The organism is Embleya sp. NBC_00896, assembly GCF_045207785.1.
Classification (GTDB): Bacteria; Actinomycetota; Actinomycetes; order Streptomycetales; family Streptomycetaceae; genus Embleya.
This window is the reverse complement of sequence record NZ_CP108776.1, coordinates 5,666,284-5,686,184: the sequence shown is the minus strand read 5'-3', so window position 1 is coordinate 5,686,184 and position 19,901 is coordinate 5,666,284. Positions and strand designations below refer to the sequence as shown.

Annotated in this window: 19 protein-coding genes; 13 read left to right on the top strand and 6 right to left on the bottom strand. The window is 71.0% G+C overall.

What is annotated here, in order from left to right; translation table 11 throughout:
• Positions 1 to 231: 231 nt before the first annotated feature.
• From OG928_RS25815 to OG928_RS25790, 6 genes are all read left to right on the top strand, one after another.
• Positions 232 to 1,386: a hypothetical protein gene (locus OG928_RS25815; protein ID WP_406287856.1), complete on the top strand. Its 1,155-nt coding sequence runs from the start codon at positions 232 to 234 to the stop codon at positions 1,384 to 1,386.
• Positions 1,383 to 2,627: a sensor histidine kinase gene (locus OG928_RS25810; protein WP_406287854.1), complete on the top strand. Its 1,245-nt coding sequence runs from the start codon at positions 1,383 to 1,385 to the stop codon at positions 2,625 to 2,627. The genes OG928_RS25815 and OG928_RS25810 overlap by 4 nt, the downstream gene beginning before the upstream one ends.
• Entirely contained in the window at positions 2,624 to 3,304 is a 681-nt protein-coding gene (locus tag OG928_RS25805; RefSeq protein WP_406287852.1) for a response regulator, read from the top strand. The genes OG928_RS25810 and OG928_RS25805 overlap by 4 nt, the downstream gene beginning before the upstream one ends.
• 101 nt (positions 3,305 to 3,405) lie before the next feature.
• The gene (locus tag OG928_RS25800; RefSeq protein ID WP_406287850.1) at positions 3,406 to 3,930 is read left to right on the top strand and encodes a PadR family transcriptional regulator; all 525 of its coding nucleotides are present in this window, start codon (positions 3,406 to 3,408) and stop codon (positions 3,928 to 3,930) included.
• On the top strand, positions 3,927 to 4,652 hold the full coding sequence (locus tag OG928_RS25795) for an ABC transporter ATP-binding protein (RefSeq protein WP_406287848.1): 726 nt from the start codon (positions 3,927 to 3,929) through the stop codon (positions 4,650 to 4,652). The genes OG928_RS25800 and OG928_RS25795 overlap by 4 nt, the downstream gene beginning before the upstream one ends.
• Positions 4,649 to 6,919 carry an FtsX-like permease family protein gene (locus tag OG928_RS25790; RefSeq protein ID WP_406287846.1) on the top strand — a complete coding sequence of 757 codons (2,271 nt, stop codon included), beginning with the start codon at positions 4,649 to 4,651 and terminating at the stop codon, positions 6,917 to 6,919. The genes OG928_RS25795 and OG928_RS25790 overlap by 4 nt, the downstream gene beginning before the upstream one ends.
• A 162-nt stretch (positions 6,920 to 7,081) precedes the next feature.
• Here OG928_RS25790 and OG928_RS25785 read toward each other — a convergent pair whose 3' ends face one another.
• The 3 genes from OG928_RS25785 to OG928_RS25775 form a co-directional block, all read right to left on the bottom strand.
• Complete coding sequence (locus OG928_RS25785; protein WP_406287844.1) at positions 7,082 to 7,612, bottom strand: GNAT family N-acetyltransferase; 531 nt, start codon at positions 7,610 to 7,612, stop codon at positions 7,082 to 7,084.
• Positions 7,613 to 7,822: 210 nt separating this feature from the next.
• Positions 7,823 to 8,503 (bottom strand): DUF6585 family protein, encoded by a 681-nt coding sequence (locus tag OG928_RS25780; RefSeq protein ID WP_406287842.1) that lies wholly within the window; start codon positions 8,501 to 8,503, stop codon positions 7,823 to 7,825.
• Positions 8,504 to 8,813: 310 nt separating this feature from the next.
• A complete protein-coding gene (locus OG928_RS25775) occupies positions 8,814 to 9,107 on the bottom strand; it encodes a hypothetical protein (protein WP_406287841.1) in 294 nt (97 codons plus the stop codon).
• 662 nt (positions 9,108 to 9,769) lie between these two features.
• On the opposite strand from OG928_RS25775, the gene OG928_RS25770 reads away from it, so the two are divergent.
• The 7 genes from OG928_RS25770 to OG928_RS25740 all read left to right on the top strand — a co-directional run bounded on the left by OG928_RS25770 (position 9,770) and on the right by OG928_RS25740 (position 15,792).
• Positions 9,770 to 10,651, top strand: a complete 882-nt coding sequence (locus OG928_RS25770) for a helix-turn-helix domain-containing protein (protein ID WP_406287839.1) — start codon at positions 9,770 to 9,772, stop codon at positions 10,649 to 10,651.
• Between the two features lie 3 nt (positions 10,652 to 10,654).
• Positions 10,655 to 10,846: a DUF397 domain-containing protein gene (locus tag OG928_RS25765; protein ID WP_406287837.1), complete on the top strand. Its 192-nt coding sequence runs from the start codon at positions 10,655 to 10,657 to the stop codon at positions 10,844 to 10,846.
• A gap of 253 nt (positions 10,847 to 11,099) precedes the next feature.
• Complete coding sequence (locus tag OG928_RS25760) at positions 11,100 to 11,426, top strand: GYD domain-containing protein (protein WP_406291208.1); 327 nt, start codon at positions 11,100 to 11,102, stop codon at positions 11,424 to 11,426.
• A 322-nt stretch (positions 11,427 to 11,748) separates the two neighbouring features.
• Entirely contained in the window at positions 11,749 to 12,543 is a 795-nt protein-coding gene (locus tag OG928_RS25755) for a metal-dependent hydrolase (RefSeq protein WP_406287835.1), read from the top strand.
• Positions 12,544 to 12,675: 132 nt separating this feature from the next.
• On the top strand, positions 12,676 to 13,911 hold the full coding sequence (locus OG928_RS25750; RefSeq protein WP_406287833.1) for a glycosyltransferase family 4 protein: 1,236 nt from the start codon (positions 12,676 to 12,678) through the stop codon (positions 13,909 to 13,911).
• 118 nt (positions 13,912 to 14,029) lie between these two features.
• The gene (locus tag OG928_RS25745; protein WP_406287832.1) at positions 14,030 to 14,923 is read left to right on the top strand and encodes a hypothetical protein; all 894 of its coding nucleotides are present in this window, start codon (positions 14,030 to 14,032) and stop codon (positions 14,921 to 14,923) included.
• 299 nt (positions 14,924 to 15,222) lie between these two features.
• Positions 15,223 to 15,792, top strand: coding sequence for a hypothetical protein (locus tag OG928_RS25740; protein WP_406287830.1), 570 nt, complete (start codon positions 15,223 to 15,225; stop codon positions 15,790 to 15,792).
• 311 nt (positions 15,793 to 16,103) lie between these two features.
• Here the strand turns inward: OG928_RS25740 and recN are convergent, their stop codons facing one another.
• The 3 genes from recN to OG928_RS25725 form a co-directional block, all read right to left on the bottom strand.
• Complete coding sequence (recN, locus tag OG928_RS25735) at positions 16,104 to 17,834, bottom strand: DNA repair protein RecN (protein WP_406291206.1); 1,731 nt, start codon at positions 17,832 to 17,834, stop codon at positions 16,104 to 16,106.
• A gap of 173 nt (positions 17,835 to 18,007) precedes the next feature.
• Positions 18,008 to 18,895 carry an NAD kinase gene (locus OG928_RS25730; protein ID WP_406287828.1) on the bottom strand — a complete coding sequence of 296 codons (888 nt, stop codon included), beginning with the start codon at positions 18,893 to 18,895 and terminating at the stop codon, positions 18,008 to 18,010.
• A 73-nt stretch (positions 18,896 to 18,968) separates the two neighbouring features.
• On the bottom strand, positions 18,969 to 19,772 hold the full coding sequence (locus tag OG928_RS25725; RefSeq protein WP_406287827.1) for a TlyA family RNA methyltransferase: 804 nt from the start codon (positions 19,770 to 19,772) through the stop codon (positions 18,969 to 18,971).
• Positions 19,773 to 19,901: the final 129 nt, after the last annotated feature.

The following is a 19,901-nucleotide window of genomic DNA, read 5'->3' as shown; positions in this document are numbered from 1 at the left end:
GACACCACGGCGAAACCGATGCATGGCTGTTACATGCAAAGAGGTGTGGTGGGGACGGAAGGCGGGGTCGGGCCGGGTTCGGCGCGGCGCGCGACCGGTGACGGGCCGCCGTCGACCCCGGATCACCGGGGGACTCGTCAGCCCGGATGATCGCCCGTCCCCCGTCCGAGGGATCGGGATCGGCAGCCGGCCCGACGCGCGCCAAGGGGGCTCGGCGAAAAGCTGATCCCCATGCAGACCCCGCACACCCCACCAGCACCGTCGGACCCCACGACGAACACGCTCGACGCACACACCGACGCGCTCGACCCCACGCACCCCAGGCACCGCCCCCTCCCCGACCTCCCCGACCTCCCCGACCTCCCCGAGTCCACCGAGTCCAGCCGGCCTTCCGACCCCACCCTTCGCCGCCGCCTGGCCTGGCTCGCCGTCATCGCGTGCTCGCCCTACCTCACCCTCAAGCTGCTCTGGATCGTCGGCATCGACGTGGGCGTCGTCGACCCCGGTGAGCTCGACCGGGCCCAGTGGGTCACGGCGAACGTGCTCACCTTCGGCATGGACGCCGTCGCCGCGCTGATCGCGCACGCCCTCACCCGGCCGCGCGAGGTTCGGGCCCGGGCCTGGTTGATCACGGTGCCGCTCTGGGTCGCGTCGGGGCTGCTCGCGGTGATCATGCTCGCCGTACCGCTCAGCCTGATGGGCGTGGCCTTCACCGGTACCGGCAACCCGTTCGCGGGCGACGAGTTCCTGCGCCCATGGGTGTTCGCCGTGGTCTACGGCGGCTTCATCGCCGAGGGCGCCGTCCTGCTCGGCGCGTTCGGCCTGTACGCCCACGAGCGCTGGGCCACCCTCCTCCGTACCCGGGTCCGCGCCCTCCCCGACCCCGCCGGCACCCGCGACGTCCAGCGCTTCCTCGGTACCGCCGCCGCCGTGCTCCTGGCCGTCACGGGCGCGCTGCGCCTCGCGTGGGCGCTCGGTGCCGACTTCGGGATGAGCCGGCAGTGGATCGCCGACCGCGACGCGATCGGACAGTGGCTCGACGGCAGCCTGGGCGGCCTCTCCCTGGCCGGCGCGGCGGGCCTGCTCATGCTCGTCCACCGGGTCGGCGGCCCCCGCACCCTCGTCCGCACGCCCCTCGTGATGGCCTGGTTCGGCACCGGCACCGCGTTCGCCTGGAGCGGCCTGATCGGCGTGTCCATCACGACCTCGGGGCCCGACACCACTGCGGGCCGGCGCACATCCGAGCTTCTGCGCCTTGTCTACAATGCGGAACTGATCGCCGGGGTACTGGCCTTGACCGTGGGATGGTTCGTCCTGTCCGAGTTCGGCAAATCTCTGACCCGTACCGCAGGTCGCGACCACCCGACGCGGTCGACTGTCGGATGATCCGGCGTACCGCCCGCCTCCTGCTCGGCCGCCGGGCCCGGCTGCGCTGGGTGCACCTCGTCCTCGGCGGTGCCCTGCTGATGCCGTTCCAGTTCGTCGCGACCACCGCGATCGAGACCGGCGGGATCCTGCGCGGCACCCCCGGCTCGATCGTCACCACGCAGTTCCTCGGCCTGCTCCTGGCCATGCCGTTCGTCGCCGTGGCCGGGCTGGTCCCACTGGTGCGCACCCTCGAGGGCAGCGCCGCGCGCGTCCTGTGCGCCCCGGACGGCGAGGTCCTCAGCGCCCCGGCGACCAGTGCGGCGGCCCGGCGCCGGGCATCCATGTGGTTCACCCTGCACGCGGTACTGGGCGGCATCGTCAGCGGCGTCTCGCTCGCCGCGCCACCCGGGGGCGTCGCCCTGCTGGCGCTGCCGCTCCTCCCGGACGCCGCCGACAGCCTCGCCTGGCTCGGCCCGGCCCAGACCCGCCCGATCGTGGGGACGTTCGTCGGCCTCGCCCTGATCGCCCTCCCGCTCCCGGTGTCCGCCGTCGCCGGCGCCCGGCTCGCCCGACTCGCCCCGATCCTGCTCGGGCCGACCCCGGCCGACCGCCTCGCACTGGCCGAACACCGCGCCGAACGCCTCGCCGAACGCGCCCGGATCGCCCGCGACCTGCACGACTCGGTCGGCCACGCGCTGAGCGCCGTCGGCATCCAGGCCGCCGCGGCGGGCCGCCTGCTGGAGCGCGACCCGGAGTTCGCCGCCTGCGCACTCGTCGCCATCGAGGACACCGCGCGCGACGCGGTGGCCGAACTCGACCACGTACTGGGCCTGTTGCGCGAGGAGTCGGACGCGACGACCGCCCCCATACCCTCGCTGGCCAATCTCTCCGACCTGGTCGCCCGCACCCGAGCGGCCGGCGCCGAGGTGGACCTCGACCTCGACCCGACATCCCCCGACGACGCGCTGCCGAGCCTGGTGTCGCGCGAGGCGTACCGCATCGTCCAGGAGGGCTTCGCGAACGCGCTGAAGCACGCGGGCGCGGTCCCGATCCGCCTGCACATCGCGGTCGCCGACCGGGAGTTGGCGATCCACATGAGCAACGCGGCCACCGCGCCCCGCGCACCGCGCCAGGGCGGCGGCCGCGGCCTGCGCGGCGCCGCCGAACGCGTGGCGGTACTGCGCGGCACCTTCACCGCCGGTCCACACGAGGGTTGTTGGCGGTTGACGGCCCGAATCCCCTTGGAGGGACACCCATGAGCGAGCCGATCCGGGTCCTGATCGCCGACGACGAGCGCCTGGTCCGCACCGGCCTGCACGCGATCATCGCCGCCGAGCCCGACCTGGTGGTGGTCGGCGAGGCCGCGACCGGCGCCGAGGCGGTCGCGGCCGTGCCCGAACTCCGGCCGGACATCGTGCTCATGGACGTCCGGATGCCGGGCCTCAACGGCATCGACGCGACCGCGCGACTGCTGCGCGAGGTGCCGAACCCGCCCAAGGTGCTCGTGGTGACCACGTTCGAGAACGACGAGTACGTGTACGACGCGCTGCGCGCCGGGGCCCACGGTTTCCTGCTCAAGCGCGCCCGCGCCGACGAGATGATCCACGCGATCCGCACGGTGGCTCGCGGCGATTCACTGCTGTTCCCGGCCGGCATCCGCGACCTGGCGCTGAGCCAGGCGTCGGTTCGGGGCCACGACCGGGACCTGCGCGCGCGGATCACCCGGCTGACCGCGCGCGAGCAGGACGTACTGCGCCTGATGACGACGGGCCTGTCCAACACCGAGATCGCCGAACGCATCGCCCTGGGCCAGGAAACCGTGAAGACCCACGTCGCCCGCATCCTCACCAAGCTGGGCGTCCGCGACCGCACACAGGCCGTGATCGCCGCCTACGAAAGCGGATTCGCGACGGCCGGGCGCCCCGAAGCCCCGTAGGCAAGAACCGAAACCCAAAGGTCCGCGCACCGCGCACCGGCGAATTCTTGCATCCTCCGCATGTATAGCCTCCGCGTATACGCTGAGAGTATATTCGCCCCATGAGCGTTCCCCTCACCCTCCTCGGCCTGCTCGAACGCGAGCCCAGCCACGGCTACGACCTCAAGCGTGACTACGACGCCTTCTTCGGGCGCGGCAAGCCGCTCTCGTTCGGCCAGGTCTACGCGACCCTCGGTCGACTGGCCCGCGACGGCAAGGTCGTGGTGGGCGAGTCGGAGGCCGGCGCCGGACCCGACCGCAAGCGCTACGTGATCACCGACGAAGGGGCGACCGAGTTCGAGGACTGGCTCGCCGAGCCGGTCGAGGCCGAACCGCACCTGCAGACGGTGCTGTTCGCCAAGGTCGTGCTGGCGCTGATGCTGGGCCGCGACGCGGAGGGCTACCTCGACGCCCAGCGCGCCGCGCACATGCGGCGGATGCGCGAGCTGCTGGAGATCAAGCGGGCCGGCGGCCTGGTCGACGCGCTCCTGGCCGACCACGGCCTGTTCCACCTCGAATCCGACCTGCGGTGGATCGACCTGACGGCCGCCCGTCTCGACGCCCTCGCGGAGGCGGTGCGCTCATGAGCGTCGCCGGCCCGCGCACCGAACCCGCCGTCGCGCCCGACCACATCATCGAAGCGCGCGACGTCGTCCTGTCCTTCGGCCACACCCCCGCACTCCGGGGTGCCAGTCTCACGGCAGCCGCCGGCGAGGTCCTGGCCATCATGGGTCCCAGCGGATCCGGCAAGACCACCCTGCTGCACTGCCTGGCCGGCATCCTCACCCCCGAGACCGGGGAGATCCACTTCGCCGGCCGCCGGGTCGACACCATGAACGAGACCCAGCGCAGCGTCCTGCGGCGGGACCGCTTCGGGTTCGTCTTCCAATTCGGTCAGCTCGTCCCCGAATTGACCGCCGAGGAGAACGTCGCGCTGCCGCTGCTGCTGGGCGGTACGCGCCGGGCCGCCGCGCTCAAGGAAGCCGGCACCTGGTTCGAGCGGCTCGGCCTGGACGGGCTGGAGCGGCGCCGATCCGGCGAACTGTCCGGCGGCCAGGCCCAGCGGGTCGCGCTCGCCCGCGGCCTGGTGGCGCGCCCGGAGATCCTGTTCGCGGACGAGCCGACCGGGTCGCTCGACTCGCTCACCGGTGAGCACGTCATGGACCTGCTGACCACCGCCGCCCGTGAACAGGGCACCACCGTCATCGTGGTCACCCACGAGCCTCGGGTGGCCGTGTACGCAGACCGCGAGGTCATCGTCCGCGACGGCAAGGTGAGTTCGTTCGCGGCCGCTCGGGCGCGTTCATGATCGGCTTCGGTCTGCGGCTGACCCTGCGCGGTGGCAGGGAGGCCGCCATCCGCCTGATCGTCACCGCCTGCTCCGTGGCGCTGGGAGTCGGCCTGCTGCTGGTCACGCTCGCGGCCGTCAACGGGGTCAACGCGCAGAACGCCCGCTACGCCTGGCTCAACTCGGGACAACCCGGGGCCACCTCGGCCGGCGTCGTGCCCTCGCCGGACCCGTTGTGGGCAATGCTGCACACCGACCTCTACGGCACCAGGGAGATCGTCCGAGTCGACGTCGCCGGCACCGGACCCCGATCACCGGTACCGCCGGGCATCCCTGGACTGCCGGGCCCCGGGCAGTACTACGCCTCACCCGCGCTCGACAAGCTGCTCCGCTCGGCCCCGGTCGCCGAACTCGGCGCCCGCTTCCCGGGAACCCGGATCGGCACGATCGGCGCGTCGGCGCTCCCGGCCCCGAACTCCCTGGTCGTCATCGTCGGCCACACCGCCGACGAACTCTCGCGCGCGCCCGGCGCCGTACCGCTCACCACCATCGCGACCAAGTCGCCCGGCAGTTGCTCCGACTGCCGGGTCGGCACCAACACCGACGGCATCAAGCTCGTCCTCTCCGTCACCTCGGCCGCGCTGCTCTTCCCGGTACTCATCTTCATCGGCACCGCGACCCGGCTCTCCGCCGCGCGCCGGGAGCAGCGCTTCGCCGCGATGCGGCTGGTCGGCGCGACGCCCCGGCAGGTCTCGGTGGTCTCCGCCGTCGAGTCGACGGTGGCGGCCGTCGCGGGCACGGCCGTCGGCTTCGCGCTGTTCTTCGCCCTGCGCGTACCGCTGGCGGCGCTGCCCTTCACCGTCGAACCGTTCTATGCGAGCGACCTGTCGCTCGGGCCGCGCGAAGCCCTGTCGGTCGCCTTCGGCGTCCCCCTGGCGGCGGCGGTCGCGGCCCGGATCGCGCTGCGGCGGGTCCGGATCTCCCCGCTGGGGGTGAGCCGGCGGGTGACCCCGCGTGCTCCCCGGGCCTACCGGGCGATCCCGCTCGCCGTCGGCATCGGCGAACTCTCCTACTTCCTCGGCCGGCGCCCCGAATCCACCAACGGGCAGATCCAGGCGTATCTCGGCGGCATCCTCCTGATGATGATCGGCCTGCTGATCGCCGGCCCGTGGCTGACCATGGTCGGCTCCCGGATCATGGCCCGGTACACCGACCGGCCCGCGACGCTGATCGCCGGGCGGCGGCTCTCGGACAATCCGCAAGCCGGCTTCCGCGCCATCAGCGGGCTCGTCCTGGCCCTCTTCGTCACCAGCACGGCGGTCGGGGTGATCACCACGTTCGTCGCCGAACGCGATGCTCCGAATGCCCCGGCGATCGCCAAGGAGACGCTGGTGGCCGACTTCTCCGAGGGCTGGACGAGCGTCCTGGGCGTGCCGAAGGCGTCCGTCGCCCCGATCCCGGACGTGGTCCTGGCCGGGCTGCGGGCGATCCCGGGCGTCGAGGGCGTGGCGACGATCCACACGAATCCGCTCGGTACCGAGGTCTCGAACGGCGGTCGCAGGCCGATCGTGGCCGGACTGATGTCGTGCCGACAGACAGCGGGCGTGCCGGCGCTCGGCCGCTGCGCCGCCGGTGCGGATGTCGCGTCGATTACACCGTTCCACGTCTACAACTCGACGAGCGAGTCCTTCCGGGACACCTCCGACTGGCCCGCCGCCGCCATCTCCTCCGAGCAACTCCGGGGCCTGCCCGTTCAGTTGCTCGTCATCGACACCGACGGGTCGAAGGCGGCGATCGAGCGGGCGCGAACGGCCATCGCGCTCGCCTTCCCCGACCGGAAGCCGGCCGTCACCCCCGTGGAACAGGACGGGTTCTCGGAGACCGCGAGGCTGCTCACCGGATACCGGCAGCTGGTGGACGTGGTGATCGTGGTCAGCCTGTGCATCGCCGGCTGCAGCCTGGCGGTGAGCGTGGTCGCCGGCCTGAACGACCGCAAGCGTCCGTTCAGCCTGTTGCGGCTGGCCGGCGTACAGCTCGGCACGCTGCGCCGGGTCGTGATCCTGGAGAGCGCGGTCCCGCTCCTGGTCATCGCGGTGGTGGCGACGGGAAGCGGCTTCCTGGCCGCCGAACTGTTCCTGGAATCACAGCTGGACTACACGCTCAGGGCCCCGGGAGCCCAGTACTACATCACGGTCCTCGCCGGCCTCGCCGCCTCCCTCGGCGTCATCGCCTGCACCCTCCCCTTCCTCAAACACGTCACCGGCCCCGAAACCGCCAGAAACGAGTAACCGCACCCGAGTTCGGCTCTCGTGCAGCGTCCGTAGCGCGGTGGCGCACCCGGTCGAACCGGAGTTCGCCGCCCTGCTTCGCGCCGAACCGAAGTCCACGATCGGCCCACCCTCGCTGCCCGACGGCCACCCGGAAGCCCGGGAAGAGCGGTTTGCTCGCCCCTATCGGTCGAGGGGCGACTCGTCGGGCGCAGTCGGACGGCGGGCCAACACGCGGGTGATGCTGCCGTCTTCCTCCTTGATGTCCCGGACGTGCTCGAAACCGATTCTGTCCAGCAGGGCCAGTGATGCCTCGTTTGACGCAGCAACAGTGGCATGCACCTTGGTCAACCCGAGGGTGTCGAAGCCATAGGCGACGATCGCCTCCGCCAGCTCGGTCCCCAGGCCGGACCCCCATGCCGTCGGCGCCAGAGCGTAGATGATCTCGTGGCCTCCGACGACGTCGGTCGGCTTGATCTCCGCGTGCCCGATCAGGAGTCCATTGCGACGAACGGCCCAGACGTCGAACAGGCCCTGGGCATAGACCTTCGAGAAGATCCGCCCGAACAGAGCCCGGTCCGCTGCTTCGGAAGCAGGGCCGTCACCCATCCACTGCGACACTTTGGCGTCCTGGAACAGAGCAACGAAGCCCTCTTCGTCCTCGGGAATGTACGGCTCCAGGAGCAGCCGCTCGGTGCGCAGAGTCGGAGTCATAGCCGGCGACGCTACCCACGCGACATCCAGATCGGCAAACACTTTCACCTACGCCGCTTTTCCGCCGAGCAACACCCCGGTCTCGCCGGGAGAACCCAAGGCCCCTGACCGCCGGCGCCGCCGTCACCGGGCTCATCTCCGCGACTCACGTCGCCGGCCACCGCCGCCTCCCGGCGATCCGTGTCCTTGTCGATCGCCCAGAACACTCGTTCAGTTGTCGAGGTGTCGGCAGAGGCCGAAGAACAGATCCAGGTTGACGACTTCATGGGCCGGCACCGAAGACAGGGCTTGCCGATGGCGATGGGCATCGGGGAAGTTGATCAGGCCGTTGCCGGCGTGGATGTTACCGATATCGCCCCAGGCAGCTGAACGATCCTTGATCGACACACCCTCGCGGCCGACCCTGATGGCACCGAACTCCAGGGTCTCGCCCCGCTCGATGCGCGCGAGCGCTCCCGGCATCTGCGCACTGGCGATGCTCTGCTGTATGAACGGGCCCCAGTTGCCCTCATGGACGAACGGGGCGCCGTTCACCAGGGACTTGATGCCAAGCCGCTCGCGCTGGCGCCCGAAGAGACTGTCGATGCCGCGCCCTATCGCCACCGCGTCGCCGCTCCGGTCGAACAGGGTGTACCTCGCGTCCGTCACCGTTCCGTTGACTGTGCGCAGGCTCTGCAGAACGCTCGAAGAGTCCCAGTCGTAGGCGGCCTGAAAGCCCTTGGGGCCTGTGACTATCACGCCCCCGTGGAAGAGGTACAGCCTCGCGTCTTCCCACCGCCTGGAGAACACGGCCTTCTTCGGGAGGTATGTCGCCTGCGCCCAACTACCCAAACCCCGTTCGGCAGCCAGCGCTGACGCTGACGCACTCGGCTCGGGTCCGGTCTCTGCCATGCTGCCCCCGCACTGATGGTGTGGATCGACGGGCGCCGGTCGAAGTGCTCCCGCCTGGGTTGGTCAACTAGCGTGGTGAAGCAGGCTACTGCCGATATCAAGATGCATGGCTGCCTGAGGAGGTAGCCGAACTCGCCATCCCCCCAGGCGAATCCCCTCGACCTGTGCCACAAAGCCGGACTCTCGCGCACCGCGCCTGTCAGGGACACGACGCCGCACGGGCCCGGGAACTCCCCCGACGCACCTGGCCCGAACCCTGCCGGCCGAATTCCACCGGACGGTGCGGCAGTGCCGGGTCCGCGCCCGTCGGTCAGACCGGTCGGATGGGGTACATGATCGGGTCCGGGACCAGTTCTGCCGTGGTCGCGTCGTAGAGGGCTTTGTCGGACCAGCGGCGGATCGTGTACAGGTGGCCCACCTCGGTGATCCGCATGCCGATGACCTTGCCGCCGTCGCGCCACCGCGTCTGCTCACGGCGCACACAGTCACCGACCGCGAACACCGGGGCTGAGGAGACTTGTTCGTGCGGGGTGGCCGGTGCAACGGTCTGCCCGGCCGGTCCATCGGCGGGGGCAGTGAATCGAAGAGTCCAGTCCTGCTCCATGCGGCTTCCTACCTCGCGTCTCACGTAGAACGACCATCACGGGGCACCCCACACGGCCGGTCCGGGTGAGACCGCCGGAACGCGGGGAGGAGTTTTACCCGCCTTGCTTCAACGGGCAGCCGGCGAGCGGGCATTGGCAAGGCGGCTCGCGTTGGTGCCACCAGGGATCCTTGGCGAACCGCTTGTGCCGCTCGAGCGGCACGACGACGCGCGAGCCGGCCGGCCCGACCCGATAGACGGCCAATGTGATGCAACTGCCCGGTGGTTCGGGGTACGGGTCGGGCCCGTAGTCGGCCGGACGGAGATACCAGAGCGGGTCGTTCGATGACGACCTATGCGGAGTTGGAGACATCGCGGGTCCTTGCCTTCGATCCCGTGAGGAGCTGTCGCCGCGCGAACGGTGGGCACGCACGCGCACGTTCGCCGTCACGGATTGCATGGAAACGAATGCAACGTGTGAGCATCTGGGATTAGCATGCCGGCATGAGCCCGACAAAGAGTATGGACAGGGCAGAATTCCGCTTCTCAAATTCCGCGAGAGCTTTCCTGCGCCAAGAGGCAGGTCCGCGCAGGCGCGAAGTCTCCCGCTGTGGCGCAGAACGTTTCTTGCTTCGGCGGAGCCTTCGCCAACACACTGGATTCGCATACGGGGAGGACTGCAGATGATCGGCGACAGCGAGTCTGCATCACCGGCCCTGTGCCGCCTTCAACTCGGCGGCGAGCTGCGTCGTCTACGACTCAAGGCAGGCCTGAAGTCTGCCCAGGTCGTCAAGAGATTGCTGTGGAGCCCATCCAAGCTCACGCGGCTGGAGGCAGGCGAGAACTACGTCGTCGAGCCGTCCGACGTCATGGCCCTGTGTGAAATCTACGGCGCGGATCCGGAAACGCGTGCGCTCCTGAACGAATACGCCGCAGTGACCAAGACAAAGCGCGACTGGTGGCAATCACAGCAGTACCGGCAGATCATCCGTCCCGGCCTCAAGGCATTTCTCGGATTGGAAGCAACCGCGAGTGCCTTGCACAACTACGAGTCGGAGTTCGTACCAGGACTGCTGCAGACCGAAGCGTACGTACGAGCGATCCACCAAATCTCCCACGCGGCGCTCACCCCCGACGAGGTCGATCGGCTCGTCTCGATCCGCATGACACGCCAAGAGGTACTGCTCCGGACTCAGACACCCCTCAAGTTCATCGCCGTCGTCAACGAGGCTGTGCTTCGTCGTCAAGTAGGCAGCGCGGCTCTAATCCGTGGCCAACTCAGCCACATTGCAGAGATTTCCACGCTCCCGAACGTGCGAGTGCAGGTGGTCCCCTACCGGCTGGGCGTCCATCCCGGAATGGGAGGCCCGTTTGTCATCCTCAAGTTCGCCAAGGGAGCTGCGCTGAAGCCGATCGTCTACCTGGAGAATCTGGCTGACGCATGGGTCACCCGCCGGGAGACCGATGTCGACAAGTATGAGGAGGCGTTCAGTGATCTCCAAGCGCTCGCTCCGGGCCCCCAGGAGTCTCTGAGCCTGATCCACACGGCAATCAAGGAGCTTTGATCGATGACCTCCACGCCCGGCACCACCTGGTTCAAGTCCAGCTACAGCAACAACTCGGGCGGACAATGCGTTGAGGGCGCCTACTTCGAGGGCACCTCGATGGCGATACGTGACTCGAAGGACCCTGCCCGAGGTGCCTTCCACTTCGCCGCCAACACCTGGGAAACCTTCATCCGATCCCTCAAGCAGGTCTGACACCCATCGCCAACGCACGTGGCCCGCCTTCGGTTCGAGGTGGGCCACTGTCGTGTCCGCTGGGCGTTCGCGAGTCGTGGAGGTGGAAGCGTTCGCGCCGCAGACCAGGGCTGATGCGTTCTCGGGTTGTGGGATGGAGTAGCTCGCACGCGTGGGCAGTGCAGGGCCGGAGCCGTTCGGGGGATACGCGGCCGCATCCGGTGCGTTTCCCGCCCCGCCGGGGCATCCCTTGGCGGAACGAAAGGGAGACATGATGCCGCTCTATCTATCGAGGTTCAGCTACACACCGGAGACTTGGGCGAGGCTGATCGTCCACCCCGAGGACCGCGCAAAGGCCGCTCAGGCGTACATCGAGTCCGTCGGTGGGAAGCTCCATGGCTTCTGGTACGCGTTCGGCACGCACGACGGCTACAACCTGTGGGAGGCCCCCGACAACGTGTCCATGGCCGCGGTTGCGCTGGCGATCAGTGGCGGCGGCGCGCTCGGCTCGTTCGAGACGACAGTTCTCCTGACCGTCGATGAAACCATGGATGCCCTGCGCAAAGCCGAACAAGTCCGGTACCGGGCGCCGGGCGCGTAGCGGTCCAGGCCGCTGCGTTCTCGGGTGACGAGATGAGTGGTTCGCCCAGGTGTGGCCCTTCGCGCGTGACCTGACGGCGGCCCTGACCGTCGCCATGTACATCCACCGCGACACCACCAGGAGGACCACACTTCCCTAGGCCACCAGTCCGCGGCTGTGCGGTGGGCTTGGGCGCGTGCTCGGAACGCCTCGTCATCGTCCGCAAGTTCGTCCCGGCTTGCGTGTACACGCGCAACGCCGGCCGTCGGCAAGATCGCCACCGCTAGGCTGCACCCACTGTGCGGGCTCGGGGTTCGCCCGGGCGGCAAAGGAGTGCGACCGCATGATGGGACCGGCCCATTCACTGTCCGGAGCGAGCGCGTGGATGGGGGCCGGCGCGGCCGCGTACGCCTACGACCGGCCGATGCCCTGGCCGGTCCTCGTCGTCGGCGCGCTGATCTGCGCGGGTGCGGCCCTCGCGCCGGACCTGGACCACAAGGCCGCGACCGTCTCCCGCGCGTTCGGCCCGATATCGATGGTGCTCTGCGGCATCGTCGACGCCCTCTCCAGCGCCACCTACAAGGCCACCCGCAAGAAGGGCGATCCCCGCCGCAACGGCGGCCACCGCACGCTCACCCACACGTGGGTCTGGGCCCTGCTCTGCGGCGCCGGCGCGTCCGCGATCTGCGCGTTCGGCGGGCGCTGGGGTGTCCTCGGCGTCCTGTTCGTGCACATGGTGCTCGCGATCGAGGGCCTGTTGTGGCGGCAGGCCCGGCTGTCCAGTGACGTACTGGTCTGGCTCCTCGGCGCCACCAGCGCCTGGATGCTCGTCGAGGTCCTGAACAAGCCCGGCAACGGCTCGAATTGGTTCTTCACCGAACCCGGCCAGGAGTATTGGTGGGTCGGCCTCCCCATCGCCCTCGGCGCGCTCACCCACTGCGTGGGCGACGCCCTCACCATCTCGGGCTGCCCGATCCTGTGGCCCATCCCGATAGGCCGCAAGCGCTGGTACCCGCTGGGCCCGCCCAAGGCCATGCGCTTCCGAGCCGGCAGCCGCGTCGAGATCAAGTTCCTGATGCCCCTCTTCATGGGCGCCGGCGGCGTGGGCGCCCTCGGCGCCCTGGGCTACATCGGCTGACCACCGCCCACTCCAACGGCGTCTCACGACGCCACCGCGGCTCCACCGCGCCGGGTGTCCGGCCGTGCCGACTCGCCAAACGCATGCCCAGAGTGGATAGCGGGGACGCTGGTCATCCGCGAGGGTTTCGGCATGAGCGAGATCGACGGATTGACGGCCGACGCGGATCCGATCGGCCCTGCCGGGCCCGGGGCGCCGTCCGCCCACGCACCGAAGCGGACGCGCGGTGGAACCAGCCCGGAACCGGGAGGAACCGCGTTGTCCGCCGGGTCGGCCCGGCTGCGTGTGGTCCTGCTGCTCGGCAGCGCCGCCGGCGGAGTCGGTGTCCACGTAGCCTCCCTCGTTCGCGGGCTGTCCGCGCACGGCGTCGCGGTGACCGTCGCCGCGCCCGCCGAGACCAAGGCACAGTTCGCCTTCGGCGCGGCCGGGGCGCGGTTCGTGCCGGTCGAGATCGGGTCCTCGCCCCACCCCTTCGATGAGGCGACCGCGCGGGCGCTGCGCGAGGCAGCCACGGGCGCGCACGTCGTGCACGCCCACAATCTGCGCGCCGCTCTCGCCGCCGCCGGGGCGTTGGGGCGCCGCCGTCCGGGCCGTACGCCGCTGGTGCTGACCCTGCACAACGCGGTGCTGGCCACCGGGCTGCGGGCGATACCCGCGCATCTGATGGAGAAACGCGCGGTGCGCGCGGCCGACGTCGTGCTGGGCGCGTCCGACGACCTGGTCGACCGGGCGCGGCACCTGGGCGCCGGTGACGCCCGACTCGGCCCCGTCGGCGCACCGCTGTTGCCCGCGCCCCGTCGCGACCGAGCCGCGGTCCGCGCCGAACTGGGCGGCACCGAACGCCCGATTCTCGTGGCCGTCGGTCGCCTAGCGCCGCAGAAGTCGTACCCGCTGCTGCTGGACGCCGCCCGGCGGTGGACCGCGCTCGATCCGGTGCCGCTGGTCGCCATCGCCGGCGACGGTCCGCTGCGCGAGGACCTACAGGCCCGCATCGACGCCGAGCACCTGCCGGTGCGGCTGCTCGGGCACCGCGACGACATCGCCGACCTGCTGTCCGCGGCGGACGTCGCGGTACTCCCCTCCCAATGGGAAGCCCGCTCACTGGCCGCGCAGGAGGCACTGCGGGCGGGCGTACCGCTCGTCGCGACCGCGGTCGGCGGTCTGCCCGAACTCCTGGGCGACGCCGCGGTGCTCGTGCCCCACGGCGACGCGGACGCCCTCGCCGACGCGGTCTCCGCACTGCTCGCCGACGACGGCCGCCGCGCGGCCCTCGGCGAGGCCGGCCGAGCCCGGGCACAGGCCTGGCCCGACGAATCCGACACCGTCGACCAGATCCTGAGGGTCTACGAAAGCCTCGACGCACGGTGACCGCGGTCGATTCGCTCCGGCCGTTCCCATCGCATGCGGCGGCCGCTGCTGGTTTGCTCGATGGCGTTCGGTCGAAAGACCACAGACGGCAACACTTCAAGCAGGAGAGGTGCGTGTGATGGCTCGTTCGGAGAGCACGGATGGCGAATCGACCCCCGGCCCCCGCCAGGAGGCGATGACCCGGTTCGACGACATCTACGACCAGCCGGATCCGCGGGCCTTCTTCCGAGCGTTGGGGGCGTGGGACTACCAAACGCCGCACCACGCCCAGGAGATCTTCCGGCGCCTGGTCGCGGCCCGGCCGCCCGACGCCCGACCCGACGCGCCGCCGATCACCGTGCTCGACATCTGCTGCTCGTACGGCGTCAACGCCGCGCTGCTCAACCACGACCTGACGCTGGACGACCTCTACGCCCACTACACCTCCGCCCACGCGGCCGCCCTCACCACCGCCGAGCTGATCGCATGGGATCGCGCCTGGTACGCGGCCCACCGCCGCCCCGACGCGGTCCGAACCATCGGCCTCGACGTGGCCGGCAACGCCGTCGCCTACGCGCGCGCCGTCGGCCTGCTGGACGAGGGCTTCGGCGAGAACCTGGAGACCGCCCCGGCCAGTGCGGAGCTGCTCCGTGCCGCCCGACACACCCGCCTGATCACCATCACCGGCGGAGCCAGCTTCCTGTCCCCCCGCAGCTTCCGCCCGCTCCTGGACGGCGCCCGAGACGGCGTGTGGGTGGCCGCGTTCGTCCTGCGCACCGGCTCCTACCGCACCATCGCCGACGGCCTCACCGCCCACGGTCTGGTCACCGAGAAGGACACTCCGCGCACCTTCCGGCAACGCCGCTTCACCAGCGTCCAGGAGCAGCGATACGCCATCGACGCGGTCACCGCGGCCGGCGACGACCCGACCGGCAAGGAGACCGACGGCCACTTCCACACCGCCCTGCATCTCTCCCGCCCCGCGGCGGACACCACCGCGTTCCCCCTCACCACGCTGCTGCCAAGCCCGTAACGCGACTTTCGGCCACGGCGAACCGATCCGGCCAACCTTCCCGTGACCCCTCGGAGGGTCGCGGTGAGTGGGCTACGTTCGCAGAGAGTCGTCACGTTCCGCACTTTCTCGATCGCGGAAAGTCACGTCGCGATGAGGGGTGCGTCCGGGACGGGTCCGCCGGGCGGAACGCAGTGCCGACAAGACGCGGTGCCGACAAGACGCAGCGGCAACAGGGCGCAGCGGCAACAAAGGGCGTTCGTTCGGCGCGAGGAGCACGGCAACCACAACGTCGATGTCATCAACAAAGGGGAAGCCCGATGGCGAACGAGATCACGTACGGCACCCGGATCCATCTGCTGAACGGCTACAAGAGCTTCAACGGCGGATACCTCGACAGCATCAACCCCAGCCCCCTGGTCGGCGCCAAGTACGGCGTGGCCACCTCCGACTCCCCCGACCGCGGGATCGGCACCGGCACGTGGGAGGTCCAGTCCGCGTCGGGCAAGGCCGTCGGCCAGCCGGTGGAGAGCGGCGACCTGATCTACCTGCGCAACCTCTACGGCGGCGACGGCGGGTACCTCGACACCAACAACCACGCGAGCACCCTCCAGCAGTCGGCCGGCGCCAAGTACGACGTGTCCACCTCGCAGACCAAGGACCGCGCCCCGGGGACCGGACGGTGGCGGATCTTCGCCCAGACGTCCTCCCCGCAGGACCGCTACGTCCGCGCGGGTGACGTGGTCCACCTGTGGAACACGTACGGCGACAACGGCGGCTTCCTGGAGACCAACAACGTCGGCCCGGCCGGTGACAAGTACGACGTGTGCACCAACGCCTACTACAACCGCGCCGACCACGTCGCCGACTGGCGGATCAGCACGGCGTAGCCGCGACCTCGCGGGTCGGCGGTGAGGCCGCCGGTGGGGTCGGCCGTCGCGACGGTCGACCCCACCGAGGGCCACGGCCCACCCTGTTCAGTACCCCGCCGACTCCGGGTACCCCGCCGACTCCGGCTCGTCGACGGTCTCCCCCGTTCCGAACTCCGAGACCAATTCGTCCTCGGTGCGAAAGCGTCGTGGCAGGAGGGGAGTTGCCGCCGCCAGCGCGAGGACGAGCAGCGCCGCGCGGCGCGCAGCGGTAGAACGCGGGAGGGGTGGCGGCGGCCCCGAACACCCGTCCCGCCGGCCGACGCCGGTTCTCAGTCCTCCCGCTTGGCCCCCGCCGCGGTGGCCAGCAGCTCCTCCGCGTGCGCGCGGCCCAGTTCCGAGTCCTCCAACCCGGCCAGCATCCGGGACAGTTCCCGCACCCGGGCCGCGTCGTCCAAGGTCACCACGCCCGACCGGGTGACCGTGCCGTCGCTCGACTTCTCCACCACCAGGTGTCGATCGGCGAACGCCGCCACCTGGGGCAGGTGCGTCACCACGATCACCTGGGCCACCCGCGCCAACCGGGCCAGTCGCCGGCCCACCTCGACCGCGGCCTTGCCGCCGACGCCCTGGTCTACCTCGTCGAAGACGAACGTCGGCACCGGGTCGGCGCCCGCGAACACCACCTCGACCGCGAGCATCACCCGGGACAGCTCACCGCCCGACGCGCCCTTGGCCAACGCCCGCGGCGGCGCACCCGGATGCGGGGACAGCTGCAACTCGACCTCGTCGACGCCCATCGGGCCATAGGCCAGCGTCCGTCCGCCGACCTCCAGCCCGTCCGGCGCGTCGACCCCGCCGATGGCCACGCTCACCCGCGCGTACGGCATCGCCAACGCCGTCAACTCGCCCGTGACCGCGCCCGCGAACCGCTCCGCCGCGTCGTGCCGCCCCGCCGACACCTCGCCGGCCAGCACCGCCAACTCCGCCCGCAACGCGTCGCGTTCGGCGGTCAGCTCCTCGGTGCGGTCGTCGTCGCCGTCCAGCTCGGCGAGCCGCGCGGCCGAGCGCTCGGCCCAGGCCAACACCTCGTCGATGCTCGCGCCGTACTTGCGGGTCAGCCCGGTCAGCGCCGCCCGCCGCTCCTCCGCCACCTCGAGCCGGACCGGATCCGCGTCCACGCCGGCCGCGTACGAGGCCAGCTCCGTCGCGACGTCCGACACCAGATACCCGACCTCGCCGAGCCGATCGGCCAACGCCCCGAGCGTCGCGTCGTGCGTGCGCACGGCCTCCACGACCCGCTGCGCGGCGCCCAGCAGCGTCGAGGCGTCCACGGCGTCGGAGCCGGTCTCCGGGTCGCCGAGCAGCGCCTCGTGCGCCGTCGTCGCCGCCGTCCGCAACGCGTCGGCGTGGCCGAGCCGCTCGGTCTCCGCAGCCAGGGCGGTGTCCTCGCCGGGTTGCGGCGCCACCTGTTCGATCTCGGTCAGGCCGAACCGCAAGAGGTCGGCCTCCTGCGCGCGCTCCCGCGCCAGTGTGGTGATCTCCTCCAGCTCGGCGCTCACCTCGCGCAACCGCCGATACACGCCGCCGTACGCCTTCAGCGGGACCGACACCGCCTCGCCGGCGTAGCGGTCGAGCGCGCCGCGCTGCCGAGCCGGACGCAGCAGCCGCTGCTGGTCGGTCTGGCCGTGCACGGCGATCAGATCGTCGGCGAGATCCGTCAACAATCCGATCGGCGCGGCCCGGCCGCCGACGTGCGCGCGTGAACGCCCCTCGGCCGAGACGGTACGCGCGAGCAACAACTCGCCGTCCTCCACCTCGGCACCGGCATCGGCCGCCCGCCGGCCCGCCGGCGAGTCCGCCGGCACGCTCAGTCGCCCCTCCACGAGGGCTTTGCCGGTGCCGTTGCGCACCAACCCGGGATCGGCCCGCCCGCCGAACAACAACCCGAGGCCGGTGACCACCATGGTCTTGCCGGCGCCGGTCTCGCCCGTGACCACGGTGAAGCCCGGCGCGAGCTCGACGACGGCGTCTTCGATGACGCCCAGACCCTGTATCCGCATCTCTTCGAGCACGAGACGACACTACGAGGTCGCGGGGACTACACGCGACGACTGCGGTTCATCGGCGTGCGTTCATCCCACGAACCGACCACCACACGAGCCGGCGACGCCCTACGGCAGCCACATCGGATCAGCCCCGGCGCGACAAGCCGCGCTCCGCCGCGACAACCGCCTCACGCCCGCCCGCGCCAGCCCTTCACCGGCAGCGCGAACTTGGCCACCAGGCGATCCGTGAACGGCGCCCGATGCAGGCGCGCGAGCCGAATCGGCTGCGTACCCCGACGCACCTCCACCCGCGCCCCCGCCGGCAGGTGTACCGTGCGCCTGCCGTCGCACCACAACGCGCCGGGCGGCGTCTCCGCCGCGAGCTCGAGCGCGAGCACCGAATTCGGCGAGACGACCACCGGTCGCGCGAACAACGCGTGCGCGCTGATCGGCACCATGATCAACGCCTCGACCTCGGGCCACACGATCGGCCCGCCACCGGAGAACGCGTACGCGGTCGAACCCGTCGGCGTCGCGCACACGACCCCGTCACAGCCCCAGCGCGACAGCGGCCGGCCGTCGACCTCGGCGACCAGCTCCAGCATCCGCTCGCGCGAGGCCTTCTCGATCGCGGCCTCGTTCAGCGCCCAGTTCGTGTGCACGATCTCGCCGTTGACCCGCACCACCACGTCGAGCGTCATCCGCTCCTCGACGTCGTAGTCGCGCGCCACGACCCGCTCCACGACGTCGTTCAGGTCCTCGCGCTCGGCCTCGGCCAGGAAGCCGACCCGGCCCAGGTTGACCCCGAGCATCGGCACCTGGGCGTCCCGCACCAGCTCCGCCCCGCGCAGCAGCGTGCCGTCGCCGCCGAGCACGATCGCGAGCTCACAACCCTTCGCGGCGTCCGGCTCGACGGGCACGACGATCGCACCCGGCAGGGCCAGGTCGTCCGCCTCCGGTTCGAGCACCCGCACGTCCAGACCCGCCGCGACCAACCGTTCCACGACCAGTCGCGCGCTCCGCAGCGCCGCAGGTCGGCCGGTGTGCGTCACCACCAACACCGTGCGATCGTTCATGCCCGTATCCCCTCGTCCGCATCGAATCGACCGCAGCCGTACCCGTACGCCGTGACGTTATCGTGCGCGCCGTTCACCGCGGACCCTCGGCAACCGCCCGATCGACGTCCGCCGGGTCCAACTCGGGCGCACCGGCCCGCATCCACAAGAAGTACTCGACGTTCCCCGACGGCCCCGGCAGCGGCGACGCGGTCACCCCGAGCACCCCGAGGCCGGTCTTCGCGGCCTGGTCCGCGACCGTGCGCACCGCCTCGGCCCGCAACGCCGGATCGCGCACCACCCCGCCCGCGCCGAGCCGTTCGCGACCCACCTCGAACTGCGGCTTCACCATCATGACCAGGTCCGCGTCCGGCGCGGAGCAGCGCACCAGGGCGGGCAGCACCAGCCCGAGCGAGATGAACGACAGGTCGCCCACCACCAGATCGGCCGCCGGACCCACCTGATCGGGCGTCAGCTCGCGCACGTTGGTGCGGTCCCGCACGGTCACCCGATCGTCGCTGCGCAGCACCCACGCGAGCTGCCCGTACCCGACGTCGACCGCGACCACGTGCGCCGCGCCCGCCCGAAGGAGCACATCGGTGAACCCGCCCGTGGACGCGCCCGCGTCGATGCAGCGCCGCCCCTCGACCACCAGGCCGAGCGGCGTGAACGCGGCGAGCGCGCCCGCGAGTTTGTGCCCGCCGCGCGAGACGTAGTCGGGATCGCCGTCGTCGGCGGCGACCACGACGGCCGCCCCCGCGTCGACCTGGGTGGCGGCCTTCGTCGCGGCCTGGCCGCCCACCGTCACCCGCCCCGCCGCGATCAGTTCGCTCGCGTGGTCGCGGGACCGCGCGAGTCCCCTGCGCACCAGCTCGGCGTCGAGCCTGCGTCGTGCCACCGGTCGTGCCTGCCGTTCCTGGGTTGTGCCGAAGGGTTGCCCGAAGTCGTCGGTCGTCGACGAGTACCGGGTGTGTACAACTGGCGTACTACACGCGTGGATCAAAGCTCCATCAAGGACTGCCCGGAC